The 14198-nt window shown below is 30.2% G+C and carries 10 protein-coding genes; 6 read left to right on the forward strand and 4 right to left on the reverse strand.

The genetic code is table 11. The features are described 5' to 3' along the window. Positions 1–20: 20 nt before the first annotated feature. Positions 21–2711, reverse strand: a complete 2691-nt coding sequence (locus DS884_RS06960) for a GEVED domain-containing protein (RefSeq protein ID WP_233487125.1) — start codon at positions 2709–2711, stop codon at positions 21–23. A 273-nt stretch (positions 2712–2984) separates the two neighbouring features. Continuing rightward, the gene (locus DS884_RS06965; protein WP_113786246.1) at positions 2985–5699 is read right to left on the reverse strand and encodes a GEVED domain-containing protein; all 2715 of its coding nucleotides are present in this window, start codon (positions 5697–5699) and stop codon (positions 2985–2987) included. A gap of 179 nt (positions 5700–5878) precedes the next feature. Here DS884_RS06965 and DS884_RS06970 point away from each other — a divergent pair, with 179 nt between their 5' ends. Genes DS884_RS06970 through DS884_RS06995 form a run of 6 tightly spaced genes read left to right on the forward strand, consistent with a single transcriptional unit; the run spans position 5879 to position 12638 of the window. Further along, positions 5879–7537, forward strand: coding sequence for an ABC transporter ATP-binding protein (locus DS884_RS06970; RefSeq protein WP_113786247.1), 1659 nt, complete (start codon positions 5879–5881; stop codon positions 7535–7537). A 51-nt stretch (positions 7538–7588) separates the two neighbouring features. Beyond that, positions 7589–8605, forward strand: a complete 1017-nt coding sequence (locus tag DS884_RS06975) for a sugar phosphate nucleotidyltransferase (protein ID WP_113786248.1) — start codon at positions 7589–7591, stop codon at positions 8603–8605. Then, a complete protein-coding gene (locus DS884_RS06980) occupies positions 8583–9581 on the forward strand; it encodes a tetratricopeptide repeat protein (protein WP_113786249.1) in 999 nt (332 codons plus the stop codon). The genes DS884_RS06975 and DS884_RS06980 overlap by 23 nt, the downstream gene beginning before the upstream one ends. Positions 9582–9601: 20 nt before the next feature. Next, positions 9602–10369, forward strand: a complete 768-nt coding sequence (locus DS884_RS06985) for a DUF4292 domain-containing protein (protein WP_093869555.1) — start codon at positions 9602–9604, stop codon at positions 10367–10369. Then, the gene (locus DS884_RS06990; protein ID WP_093869554.1) at positions 10370–11581 is read left to right on the forward strand and encodes a murein hydrolase activator EnvC family protein; all 1212 of its coding nucleotides are present in this window, start codon (positions 10370–10372) and stop codon (positions 11579–11581) included. Positions 11582–11603: 22 nt separating this feature from the next. After that, positions 11604–12638: an AI-2E family transporter gene (locus tag DS884_RS06995; protein ID WP_093869553.1), complete on the forward strand. Its 1035-nt coding sequence runs from the start codon at positions 11604–11606 to the stop codon at positions 12636–12638. Positions 12639–12686: 48 nt separating this feature from the next. On the opposite strand, the gene DS884_RS07000 is transcribed toward DS884_RS06995, so the two are convergent. Both DS884_RS07000 and DS884_RS07005 read right to left on the reverse strand, forming a co-directional pair. Further along, positions 12687–13199, reverse strand: a complete 513-nt coding sequence (locus DS884_RS07000; RefSeq protein WP_093869552.1) for an acyl-CoA thioesterase — start codon at positions 13197–13199, stop codon at positions 12687–12689. Positions 13200–13269: 70 nt separating this feature from the next. Then, a complete protein-coding gene (locus DS884_RS07005) occupies positions 13270–14172 on the reverse strand; it encodes an SPOR domain-containing protein (RefSeq protein WP_113786250.1) in 903 nt (300 codons plus the stop codon). Between the last annotated feature and the right edge of the window lie 26 nt (positions 14173–14198).

The raw sequence follows: 14198 nt of genomic DNA on the forward strand, positions 1-14198 counted from the left end.
CAGGGCTTAGTAGTTAGTTTTTACTTTTTAATAAATTTGGTTGTTAATGATTTTTGACCATCATTAACTTCTAGAATATAAACCCCAGAATTTAATTTCGAAACATTAAGAATAGAAGAGTTCAAATCACCAGATAAAACAACACTTCCTATAGTATTTGTTATTCTGTAAGTTGAATTTTCAGCTCTTGAAGCTAATTTTACTTGTACAAAATTTGTTGCAGGACTTGGATAAGCCATTAAATCCAAAACATTTTCATTTGTTAATGGTGCAACATTATCTAGAATTGTACCTCTACTTACGTTTGAAGTAATATTTACCGTATAATCTTCAACTTCACCATAAGAAAATGCTTCACAAGCGGTTTGAGCTGCGTTCCATTTCATAGATACACGCATTCTTGTTGTTCCTAAACTAGCTCCTGATGGTACATTTACGTTGTATGATAAATTCCCTGAACTTGTTGAGTTTCCTGATGCTACTTTTTCACTTGACTCAAAAGTTCCATTCTGGTTGTAATCAATCCATATTGAGTAATATTCATTATAGGCAGTACTTGTAAAGCCTGCACTTACTATCAATTGATTTGTACTTCCCTGAGCTACCGTTGCCGTTTTAGATGTGAAATCTCCATATCCACCATTTGCACCTGTAGTATTAGTCATTCCTCCAAATGATACATAATCAATCCACTCGTAATTTATATTGTTTCCTTTCGAAGCACAATAAGATACTGTGTTTGATAAAGTAGTTACATTTACAACATTACTTGAACTTGATTCATTTGATGCTGCATCTTTTGCTTTTACTGAAAAAGTATATGCTGTATTTGCTGTTAATCCTGTTACATTATAGCTTGTTGCTGTTGTTGTTGATCCTATTTTTGTTGATCCTCTATATACATCATAGCCTGTTACTCCTACATTATCGGTTGATGCTGTCCATCCTAAACTTAAACTTGTTTGTGAAACACTTGAAGCAGCTAAACTACTTGGTGCACTTGGTGCTTGAGTATCTGCTTGTGCTGATCCTATCACTACTGTATAATCTTCTGTCTCTCCATAGTTGTATGATCCACATGCACTTGGAACTGCATTATAACGCAATATAACTCTCATTCGAGTTGCTCCTTCACTTGCTCCTGATGGTACTGTAAAAGAACCACTTACTGATGTATCTTTTGAAGCTGCTTTTGTCCAAACTGTTTCGCCTGAATCTGAAAAATCTCCATCTTTATTATAATCAATAAAAACTCCATAACCTTCATTGTAAACCGTTCCTGTCCATTTTGGCGTAATCGTAATACTATGAGAAGTTCCTTTTGCTAAATTGGTAGAGATAGAAGTGTGATCTGTATATCCATTTCCTCCTGTTGAAGTATTACTTATACTTCCTAATTCTACTTTTTGAATATATTCATCTGATACACTATTTCCTTTTGATGAACAATATGATATCGTTACTACAGGTGTTGTAAAGTTTACTGATGCACTATAAGCAGAGTTTCCAGACGTACATTTACTACGTACCTGAACTTCGTATTGAGTAGAAGCTGATAACCCACTTAAACTAGTTGAAGTACCAGTTACTGCATTCGTAGTCCAAGAACTTGTTCCTGTTTGACGGTATCTTACATCATAGGTAGCTCCAGACACTGCTGTCCAAGAAACTGACGCTCCAGAAGAAGTAACACTAGATGTACTAACACCAGTTGGTACAGTTGCAGTACAAGCGGTAGATCCTCCAGTTTTATCAGATAATGCTAACGAACGTCTAACTCCTCCAGCATCTAAAACAGCTCTCATTCTAGTCTTTTGACCTGCTGTATATAAATTCATACAAGCATCATCAGAATAATCCATATAGTTTTGTACCATATCTTCAGAACCACAAGAAGTATGACCAGTTACACATCCATAATTAGCTGCATCAGATTCAGGTGTATCAGATACGAAATCATCAGTACCACATGCTCCATCACCCCAAATATGGCGTAAGTTTAAGAAGTGTCCTACTTCGTGTGTGGTAGTTCTTCCCTTATCGAATTTAGCAGCTAAATAAAAACCAGTACCTTTATCCTTACTACCAAAATATTGTGGACTCATTACAACTCCATCAGTTGCAGCACTTCCTCCTGGGAATTGTGCATATCCAAGGATTCCTCCACCAATATTACATACCCACATATTTAAATACTCGGCAGTATTCCAAGGATTTACTCCTCCTTGAGATAACTTTTTCATTGCATCACTGGTTCCCCATGATGTTTTTGTAGATGATTTTCTTGTAATACCTGTTGTAGGGTTTCCATTTGGATCAACCTTCGCTAAATAAAACTCTATTTCTGTATCAGCAGCTTGAGACCACTTATTTGTTTTATCAGCATTTGTTCTTCTAAAATCTTCATTAAGAACATCAATTTGAGATTGGATTTGAGCAACACTAATGTTTTCTTGTGAATTACTATAAATTACATGTACTACTACTGGTAATTGAATAACATTACCTACTATTTTGTTTTTAGTGTTTTGCATTTCTTTTACTCTTTTTTGAGTAAAAGCTTCAATTTTTTGCATTCTTTCTTTTAATAATGGATCTTGAGATTGACGGTGTTCAAGATTTTCCATTGCATGGCAATTTCTTTTTTCTTGGGCGAAATTAGCACCCACAAAAAACAAGCACGTAAGTGCTAAAATAATTCTTCGTTTCATTTTAGAAGGGTTTGGTTTAAAGTTTGATTTATAACTAAAAATAGTTATTCAAGATATATAGCCTGTTGTAGTAGTAAATTTTTACAAAACTTTTTGATTATGTAGTAGTTATTGTTGTTGTTTTTTGTAAAAACTCTGTCAAATATATAATTTTTTTGTTAAAAAAAACAAAAAACCTCATTATTTAAACCATATAACTTACTTATACACAACAAAAAAGCCCTAGAGAAGGTTCTCTAGGGCTTTTTATTATTAAGATCTATTGAATAAATCTTACTTCTTTATAAATTTAGTTCTTAATGATTTTTGACCATCATTAACTTCTAACATATAAATTCCTGAATTCAAGTTTGAAACATTTAAACTTCTAGACATCATTTTTCCTGATTTCACAACGCTTCCTATAGTGTTTATAACTCTATATGTAATGTTATCACTTTTTGATGCTACATTAACTTCAATGAAGTTAGTTGCTGGATTTGGATACGCCATTAAGCCTAAACCACTTTCACTTCTTAAAGTTTCAATATTACTTATACTAGTACCTTTACTTGTATTAGCTGTAATATTAACCGTATAATCTTCTACTTCACCATCTGCGAAAGTTTCACATGCTGTTGATGCTGCGTTATACTTCATAGAAACACGCATTCTTGTTTGTCCTAAACTAGCTGAAGATGGTATAGTTATGTTTGAAGATCTATTTGTTGAACTTGATGAGTTTCCTGAAGCTACTTTTTCACTCGCCTCAAAAGTTCCATTTTTATTATAATCAATCCAAATTGTAAAATACTCATTATAAGCTGTGCTTCTAAACCCAGCACTTACTATTAATTGGTTTGTACTTCCTTGTGCTACTGTTGCCACTTTAGATGTGAAATCTCCATATCCTCCGTTTGCTCCAGTTGTATTAGTCATTCCTCCAAATGATACATAATCAATCCACTCGTAAGTAACTCTATTACCTTTTGATGCACAATAGTTAACTACAGTTCCTAAAGTAGTAACACTTGCTGTATTACTTGATGATGATACATTTCCTGCTGCATCTTTTGCTTTTACTGTAAATGAATATGCAGTATTTGCTGTTAATCCTGTTACATTATAGCTTGTTGCAGTGGTAGTTGATCCTATTTTTGTTGATCCTCTAAAAACGTCATATCCAGTTACTCCTACATTATCTGTTGAAGCTGTCCAGTTTAATGTTAATGCTGTTTGAGCTATACTTGCTGCTGCTAAACTATTTGGTGCACTTGGTGCTTGAGTATCTGCTACTGCTCCTTGTACATTTACTGTATAATCTTCTACTTCTCCATCAAAGTTTGTTTGACATGAAGTTGGGTTTGCATTATACCTTGCTGAAACTCTCATTCTTGTTGCTCCTACTTTTGCATTTGCTGGAACTGCTACCGCTTTAGTTGGTAATGCTCCATTTGATACATTACTTATGTTTCCTAAATCATATGTTTCTCCGCTATCTGCAAAATCTCCATCTTGATTCCAGTCAATCCATGCTATTGCATCCGCTCTGTAATTACCATCAGTATTTACTGATACTGTAAGGTTTACTGATGAAGATTGAGATACTGTAGTACTTAAATTAGTAAAGTTTTCATATCCAACATTTTTAGCTGGTCCATCAGCTTTATTAATAGACCCGAATACTACTCTTGTAACTCCTGTTGCATATGATGTATTTCCACTAGATGCACAATAGTTTATTTGTACTGCTGTAGTTGTAAAGTTTACTGAAGCACTATAACTAGAGTTTCCTGATGAACACTTGCTACGAACTTGAGCTTCATATTGTGTAGAAGCTGATAATCCACTTAATGTAGCTGATGTAGTTGATGATGCATTAGTTGTCCATGAACTAGTTCCAGCTTGACGGTATCTAACATCATACGTTGCTCCAGAAACTGCTGTCCAGTTTACTGTTGCTCCTGTTGCAGAAACTCCACTTGTTGAAACTCCTGTTGGAACTGTTGCATTACAAGTAGTTCCACTTCCAAACTTATCAGATAACGCTAAACTACGTCTAGAACCACCTGCTTCTAATACAGCACGCATTCTATTTTTTTGTCCTAATGTAAATAGGTTCATACATGTATCATCCGAATAGTCCATATAATTTTGAACCATATCTTCAGAACCACAAGAAGTATGACCAGTTTTACAACCATAATTAGCTGCATCAGATTCTGGTGTATCAGATACAAAATCATCTGAACCACATGGTCCATCACCCCATATATGACGTAAGTTTAAAAAATGTCCAACCTCATGAGTTGTTGTTCTACCTCCATCAAATGGAGATTGCGCAGTACCAGTTGTACCAAAATACTGGTCAGCCATTACTACTCCATCAGTAGAAGCTGCTCCTCCTGGAAATTGAGCAAATCCTAAAATTGTACCTGAACCTCTTGTTAATTTATCAACAATCCACATGTTAAGATATTCAGAAGTATTCCAAGGGTCAACCCCACCTCTAGATGATTTCTTCATATCATTACTAGTGCTCTGATTTTGAAGATCCCAAGTAGATTTACTAACTGAAGTTCTAGTAATACCTGTTGTAGGGTTACCATTAGGGTCAATAGTTGCTAATTTGAATTCAATTTGAGTATCAGCAGCTTGTGACCATTTATTAGTTCTATCTGAATTTGTTCTCCTAAAATCAGCATTCAACACATCTAATTGTGATTGAATTTGTGCCGTACTAATATTATTAGTTGAATTTGTATATAATATATGAACTACTACAGGTAGTGTAATTATTGATCCAGAAATTTTTCTCTTGGTATTGTTGTTCTCTTTGATTTTTCTTTGGGTGAATCTTTCAATTTCATCCATTCTTTTTTGTAATGTAGGGTCTTGTCTTTTTCTATTTTCCAAGTCTTCCATTGCATGGCAAGTTCTTTTCTGTTGGGCAAAGGTAGCTCCAGCAAAAAATACACACATTAATAACAAAGTAATTTTTTGTCTCATATTAGAAGGGTTTTAAGTTAAATTATTAATTATTTTATTGTTTTTTACATAAAAATATATAGAAAGTTCGGCAAATATATAAAATTTATAAAATAAAACAACAAACAGCCTCAGTTCGGTACATTATTCGTAAAATAAAATCTAATAAAAAAGGTTATTTTTACAAAAAACACCTATAAATGCTACATATTAAAAATTTATCTATTTCTTTTAAAACAAATGAAATTTTAAACAAAGTTTCATTTTCAATATATAAAAATGAAATTTTAGGTATTGTTGGAGAAAGTGGTAGTGGAAAATCTATTAGTTCACTAGCTATTATGGGTTTAATAACTAAAAATGCTACAGTTTCAGGAGAGGTTCTTTTTGAAAACAGAAACCTACTATCTCTAAAAGAAAATGAATTTCAAAAAATTAGGGGAAAGGAAATCGCTATGATTTTTCAAGAACCCATGAGTTCTTTAAACCCAACTTTATCTTGTGGTTTTCAAGTAGCAGAAATTTTACACCAACATAATTCTTTTACCAATAAAGAAATTAAGCAAGAAGTAATTAAATTATTCAAAAAAGTAAAACTACCAAGGCCAGAACAATTATATAATTCATATCCTCATGAAATTAGCGGAGGGCAAAAGCAACGAGTTATGATAGCCATGGCAATAGCATGTAAACCTAAAGTTTTAATTGCTGATGAACCTACAACAGCTCTTGATGTTACTGTTCAAAAAGAAATTATTTTACTATTAAAAGAACTTCAAGAAGAACATAAAATGAGCATTATTTTTATTTCTCATGATTTAGCTTTGGTTTCAGAAATTGCAGATAAAGTTGTTGTTATGTATAAAGGGAACATTGTTGAAAAAGGAACTGCTTCATCTGTTTTTTTAAATCCAAAAGAAAACTACACAAAAGCATTAATAAAATCAAAACCAACTATAGATAAACGGTTAAAAAAACTACCTACTATTAGTGATTTTATCAATGGTACTGTTAAAAATACAGTGTATACTAATGAAGAACGAGAGTTATTTCATCAAAAAATATACAATCAAACTCCTTTATTAGAAATAATTGATTTAAAAAAAGAATTCATTACTAATGGCTCATGGTTCTCTAAGAAAAATAAAGTTGTAGCAGTAAATTCAGTTTCATTTAAAATCTATGAAGGAGAAACCTTAGGTTTAGTAGGAGAAAGTGGTTGTGGAAAAACAACCTTAGGTAGAACAATTTTACAACTAGAAAAAATAACCTCTGGACAAATAATTTACAAAGGAAATGATATTACAAAACTTTCAAAAAAGGACTTAAAAAGTATAAGAAAAGAAATTCAAATTATATTTCAAGATCCTTTTTCTTCTTTAAACCCCAGAATTACTGTTGGAAAAGCTATTATAGAACCTATGATAGTTCATAATATTTTAACATCTAACAAGGAGCGTAAAGAATATGTTTTAAGCCTTCTTAAAAAAGTAGGTTTAGAAGCCGATCATTTTTATCGTTATCCTCATGAGTTTTCTGGTGGTCAACGTCAAAGAATTGGAATTGCTCGCACTATCGCTTTACAACCCAAACTTATTATTTGTGATGAATCTGTATCTGCTTTAGATGTATCTGTTCAAGCACAAGTTCTTAATTTATTAAATCAATTAAAATCAGAATTTAATTTTACATATATCTTTATTTCTCATGATTTATCAATTGTAAAATATATGGCCGATCAATTAGTTGTTATGAATAAAGGGCTTATTGAAGAAATAAATGATGCCGATATTATTTACAACAACCCTAAAACAACGTATACAAAAACGTTAATTGAAGCAATTCCAAAAGGGTTATAACTTTTTTCAAAGATTATTTAATAGTATATTGCAGCATTAAAAAAGAAACATATGAAAATTATTGTTCCTATGGCAGGAATTGGGTCTAGATTACGACCTCATACTTTAACTATTCCTAAGCCATTGACTGTTATAGCTGGTAAACCTATTGTACAACGTTTAGTTGAAGATATTACTTCTGTTGTTAATCAACCTATTGAAGAAATAGCTTTTATTATTGGCCCTGCAGCAAAAGGTTTTCCTTCAAATACTAAAGATGAACTTTTAAAAATAGCCTCTAGTTTAGGAGCAAAAGGAAATGTATATGTACAAGAAGAAGCTTTAGGTACAGCACATGCAATTCATTGTGCAAAAGATTCTTTAAGTGGACCTTGCGTTGTAGCTTTTGCTGACACTTTATTTAAAGCAGATTTTACATTAGATGCAAATGCAGATGGTGCTATTTGGGTAAAACAAGTAGAAGATCCAAGTGCTTTTGGTGTTGTAAAATTAAAAGAAGGTGTAATCTCTGACTTTGTAGAGAAACCAAAAGAATTTGTTTCTGATTTAGCGATTATTGGAATTTACTACTTTAAAGATGGTGATAAATTATTAAATGAAATTAATTATTTAATTGATAATGATATTAGACCTTCTGGAGAGTTTCAATTAACTGAAGTTTTAGAAAATTTAAAGCAAAAAGGAGCTCAATTTATTCCTGGAAAAGTAGATGCTTGGATGGATTGTGGTAAAAAAGACCCAACAGTGGATACTAATAAACAAGTATTAACTTTTGAACAAGCTGATGGTAATAATTTAGTGTCAAAAGACGTTATATTAGAAAATTCAGAAATTATACAACCTTGTTACATTGGAGAAAATGTAGTTTTAAAAAACACAAAAGTTGGACCTTATGTTTCTATAGGGGCTAATAGTGTAATTGAAGATTCTACTATTGTAAATTCATTAATTCAAACCAATGTTCAAATATCTAATGCTAATTTAGATAATGCTATGATTGGTAATCATGCAAAATATAATGGTAAATATACATCAGTAAGCATAGGTGATTATACAGAACTTACATAAAAAAAACTTTAAAATTTGGATTGAAAGTAAAATTAGTAAACATATTTTTTGTGCTTTTTTTACTTTCATTTTACTCCTCATTCCTTCTTCATTACTTTCTCAAGACAGTATTCCTTTAGCTGCTTCTGTTGATGAGCAAAAAAGTATTGATTTTCAAAAGCATTTTTTTAAAGCAATCACTCATAAAGCCATTAACAACCATCAAAAAGCTATTGAAAGTTTAGATGAGTGTAATCAACTTATTCCAAATGATGTAAGTGTTCTTTTTGAGCTTTCTAAAAACTATCACAAGTTAAATAAATATATTGAAGCTGTTGAGTATGCTAATAAAGCGTTAGTTTTAAAACCAAATAATCTTTGGATTTCTGAGCATTTAGTTCAAGTGTACAGAAGAAATAATGCTTTAGATCAAGCTGTAGAAATACAAAAAAACATTTCAAAACAGCATCCTAAAAAAAAACAATATCTAGTCTATTTATACTTACAAAAAAACGATATTGATTCAGCTAAATCAGTTTTAGCTGAGCTTGAAGCTGCTAAATTATTATCTCCTAGACTTAGGCGAATAAAAAAAAGGTTGACCTATCCTAACAATACTAAAAATCAATTATCAAAAAATATTGATAATACTACCAAGGCTAACTATGAAAGTCAATTCAAAAAAAATAAATCTTTTTCTACATTAAAAACACTACTTACAAAGTTAGATTTAGAAAACAATTCTAAATTACTAGTGTATAGTAAAGAAGGTATAACACTCTTTCCTGCACAACCTTTAGTGTATTTAATGAATGCAAGAGCAAACAATAAAAGCAAAGAATATAAAAAAGCTATTGCTAGTTTACAAAATGGTATTGATTTTGTGATAGATAATCCTGTTATGCAAACTAACTTTTATAATGAGCTTATTAAATCCTATCAAGGTATTGGAGACACTAAAAATGCTAATAAGTATCGTAAAAAAATAAAAAAATAATTTTTCAAACCTATAAAAGAATGAAATTATTAAAATACATACTTGTTTTATTAGTTGTTTTTACTTCGTGTAAATCAAATAAGTCAATAACTACAACCAAAGTTGTAAAACAAATGTCAGCTAGAAGAGTTGCTAAAAAACACACAGCTGAAAATTTTGAAAAAAGAACTATTGACGCAAAGTTAAAAGTAAATTACAAAGACAATAAGGAGAATATAGGTTTTTCAGTAAGAATGAAAATAAAAAAAGATGAAGTAATTTGGTTAAAAGGAACTAAGTTTATTACTGTTTTTAAAGCTAAAATAACTCCTACAAAGGTTAGTTTTTATTCTCCTTATAAGAAGAATTATTTTGAAGGTGATTTTTCGATGTTAAAAAAATTACTTGGTACTGACATAAATTTTAAACAACTTCAAAACATGTTACTTGGTCAAGCAATATTTGATGTAAAATCACAGCGTCAGAACGTTGAAATCATCAAAAATTCGTATCAATTATCACCCAAAAAACAACCTAATTTGTTTGATGTATTTTTCTATATAAATCCATTACATTACAAATTAGATAAGCAATCATTAGTAAACGCTATTAAAAATCAACGCTTAGATATTTCATATCCTACTTATATGAATAAAGAAAACATTGTTTTTCCTAACAAAATAAACATCTTAGCAAAAGAAAGTTCTAAATTTACTAATATTAATATGACGGTACGATCTGTTAATTTTAATACTAATTTAAATGTTGATTTTTCAATTCCAAAAGGATATAAAGAAATACAGTTATAAATGAAAAAATCTCTTTTTTACATATCATTTTTATGTCTGCTTTTAACTAGTAGTTTTTCTTCTTATTCACAAACAAGAAAAGAACTTGAAAAACGACGTTTTAATATAAAAAAAGAAATTAAACAGGTAAATACTTTGCTTTTTAAAACAAAAAACAAAAAAAGTAATGCCTTAGATGATTTAAAAGACATCAATCAAAAAATCAGTATTAGAGAACGTTTAATTGAAACAATTGAACTTGAAACTGAAACACTTGATAAAGAAATTGAAAAAAATAAAAAGCAATTAGTAAACTATAATGAGCAATTAGTTAAGCTTAAAAAAGATTATGCTGATATGGTTGTAAAAACACATAAAAGTAAATCTTTACAAAGTAAAACTATGTTTTTACTTTCTTCTCAAAGTTTTTACCAAGCCTATAAAAGGCTTAAATACATGGAGCAATACAATAATTTCAGAAAAAAACAAGGAGAAGAAATTATTGTAAAAACAAAAGATATAGAGAAGTTAAATGATTCTTTACTTACTAGAAAAAAAATCAAAAAACGTTTAGTTGGTGAGGAAAAAGAAAATAAAGAAGAAATTGAAAGTGATAAAGAAAATCAAGAGAAATTAATTTCGAAAATTAAAAAACAAGAAAAGAAATATAAAAGAGATCTTTTAAGAAAACAAAGAGAAGAAAAAAGAGTAGTAGCTAGAATTGATAAATTAATTAGAGACGCTATTGCTAGATCAAATAAAAAGAAGAAAAAAGGAACTAAAAAATCAACTGAATTCAGTTTAAATGCTGAAGAAAAAGTTTTACTTGCTAGCTTCGAGCAAAATAAAGGTAATTTACCTTGGCCTGTAAAAGGTATTATAACTAGAAAATATGGTGTTCAACCTCACCCTACATTTCCTGGAATAAAAATAAACAGTCCTGGATTGCATTTCGTAACAAAACAAAACTCAAATGCTAAAAGTATTTTTAATGGAAAAATACTGGTTGTTCAAAGGCATGCAGATGGAAGAAAATCAGTTTACGTTCAACATGGTAATTATATTTCTACGTATAACAATTTAGAAAAAGTATATGTAAAGAAGGGAGATGCCATTAAAACCGGTGATAAACTTGGTAAAATATTTACTGATAAAATAACAGGTAAAACTAAATTAAGTTTTGTTTTATATAAAAACACGAACCGTTTGAATCCTTCTGACTGGATACAATAAAAGTTTATAATCAAAAGAAGAAGTGAAAAACGCAGCATACTTTATCGTTATTACTATAGCTATTCTAGCAACGTTAGTTATTGGAAAAGGAATTCTAATTCCTTTTATTTTTGCTTTAATTTTTTGGTTTTTAACAAGAGAAATACGAAAAACTATATATCGTATTCCATTAACTAAGAAATATATTCCTAAATGGCTATCTAATGTATTTGTTTTCACTTTAATCATACTTAGTTTTAGCTTTATTTCTGAAATAATAACAAATAGTATTACCACATTAACCTCATCATATCCAAAATACGAACCTAATATTGATGCTATCATTACTAAAGTTGATAGTTATTTTCATGTTGATATTATTAAATCTGTAAAAGGTTTTATTGGAAAATTTAATTATGGATCTATTTTAGGTGATATTGCAAATGGTATCAGTAGTATTTTAGGTGATACTTTTATGATAATAATTTATGCCTTATTTATATTTTTAGAAGAATCTAGCTTAAAAAAGAAATTGCATAAAATGTTTCTTAACGACGAGGAAAATTATAATAATATGCAAACCATGTTAAGTAAGATAGAAGAGTCTATTTCAAACTATTTACGCTTAAAAACATATGTGAGCTTACTTACAGGTATTCTAAGTTATATTGTTTTACTTTTAGTAGGTGTTGATAGCGCACCCTTTTGGGCATTTTTAATATTCTTATTAAACTATATACCAACTATAGGATCTTTAATTGGTACGGTTTTTCCTGCCATATTTTCCTTATTACAATTTGGGGAGTTAACACCTTTTTTAATTGTTTTATTTGCCGTAGGAAGTATTCAAGTAATTGTTGGTAATGTTATAGAACCTAAACTTTTTGGAAAATCATTAAACTTAAGTCCTCTAGTAACTATAATATCACTTGCTGTTTGGGGTAAAATATGGGGTATTACAGGTATGGTGTTAAGTGTACCCATAACAGTAATCATGATTATTATATTTTCACAATTCGAAAAAACAAAATCAGTTGCTATTATTTTATCTGAAAATGGTGATATAGAAGAAATTTAATCAAAAGGTTAATTTCTTTTATACATTTTTAAAACGTTTTAAAGCCTTTTAAGACGTAAACAACGCTTTTAACTCTGTAGCGTTCTTTGGTTCCATTTTACCTGCTAAAACCAAGCTTAATTGCTTTCTACGTAAAGCACCATCATAACGTTTTTGTTCTAATTCTGTTTCTGGTTCAATTTGTGGAATTGGTACAGGCTTTCCAGTTTCATCAACAGCAACAAATGTATATATACCTTCATTTACCTTTGTTTTCTCTCCAGATTGACGGTCTTCAATCCATACATCAACATAAACTTCCATTGATGATTTAAAAGCACGTGAAACCTTTGCTTCAATAGTAACAACACTACCAACAGGAACAGACTTTGTAAAAGCAACATGATTTACTGTAGCAGTTACCACAATTCTTCTAGAATGACGACGAGCAGCAATACTACACGCTCTATCCATGCGTGCTAATAATTCACCTCCAAAAAGATTATCTAAATAATTTGTTTCTCCAGGTAAAACTAAATCTGTAAGTGTAGTTAACGATTCTCTAGGTGCTTTTGCTCTCATCTTATAAGTTTGATGCAAAGATATACATAATGCAACAAAATAAAAGAGCTAAAAAAAGATATAAAAAAGACTATTTTTCTAGTAGCCACGCATCTTCAGAAACAGTTTCTTTTATGCGTAATAATTCCTTACGAGCCAATTCTTTAGTTTTATAACCATCAAATGCTACTTGCGTTAATCCCCAAGAGTTTTTACCAAGAATTTTTGCATCAAACCCTTGTTTTTTTAATTCTTCAACCTTTTTAACAGCATTTTCTTCTACTTGAAATGCACCTGCAACAATATAAAAGTTTATTCCTTCTTCTTTTGTTACATTTAAATTTATTGTAGGTAATGGACTATCTATTACAAAAGTTGCTGATTGTATTTTTTTCTCTAAAGATTTTTCTTGACTAGCTAGCATTTTTTGTTGCTGTTTATTTTGAACTCCATTCCATCCAGTATAAATAACCCCAACAACTGCCGCTGCAACTGCCGCTCTTTTAACAAAAATAGGAATCACTTTTTTAGTTTCATCTTCCTCTAATGAAGGTAATGTTTTAACCTCTTCATTGAATCGTTTAATTTCTTTGGATTCAGTCTCTGATAAACCAAAAGATTCTACTAAAAAGTTACTATTATTATTAGGTTCAAAAATTAACTGCTTATCTTCATTTAAAGTAAGCGTACCAACTTTATCAACCTTAACAAGTGAAGTTTCTAATTGTTCCTTCCATTTAGTAACTTCAATTGAAATTTTCTCAGTAGCTTTTTCAAAAGAAATTTTTTCTACCGAAGCAATATGGTTTGCCAATAAACCATCATTATGTTGTAAATACGCATTAAATGTTAATTTCTTTTTAGGCGGATAAAAAGTACTTGTAGAAGCATTTATTTTTGCACCAATTTTATTGGTTACGAACCCTCCAAAATTAGGAACAATTACGCAGTCGTATCTATATAATAATTCGTTTATGTAGTTGGCTAATGTCATAAAAACAAAACTAGTAATTTTAATAG

Origin of the sequence: Tenacibaculum sp. E3R01 (genome assembly GCF_003318185.1) — a bacterium.
GTDB lineage: Bacteria > Bacteroidota > Bacteroidia > Flavobacteriales > Flavobacteriaceae > Polaribacter > Polaribacter halocynthiae.

Coding starts and splice junctions, on each gene's coding strand:
- DS884_RS06960 (WP_233487125.1), bottom strand. CDS start 2,711: ATGAAACGAAGAATTATTTTAGCACTTACGTGCTTGTTTTTTGTGGGT.
- DS884_RS06965 (WP_113786246.1), bottom strand. CDS start 5,699: ATGAGACAAAAAATTACTTTGTTATTAATGTGTGTATTTTTTGCTGGA.
- DS884_RS06970 (WP_113786247.1), top strand. CDS start 5,879: ATGCTACATATTAAAAATTTATCTATTTCTTTTAAAACAAATGAAATT.
- DS884_RS06975 (WP_113786248.1), top strand. CDS start 7,589: ATGAAAATTATTGTTCCTATGGCAGGAATTGGGTCTAGATTACGACCT.
- DS884_RS06985 (WP_093869555.1), top strand. CDS start 9,602: ATGAAATTATTAAAATACATACTTGTTTTATTAGTTGTTTTTACTTCG.
- DS884_RS06990 (WP_093869554.1), top strand. CDS start 10,370: ATGAAAAAATCTCTTTTTTACATATCATTTTTATGTCTGCTTTTAACT.
- DS884_RS07000 (WP_093869552.1), bottom strand. CDS start 13,199: ATGAGAGCAAAAGCACCTAGAGAATCGTTAACTACACTTACAGATTTA.
- DS884_RS07005 (WP_113786250.1), bottom strand. CDS start 14,172: ATGACATTAGCCAACTACATAAACGAATTATTATATAGATACGACTGC.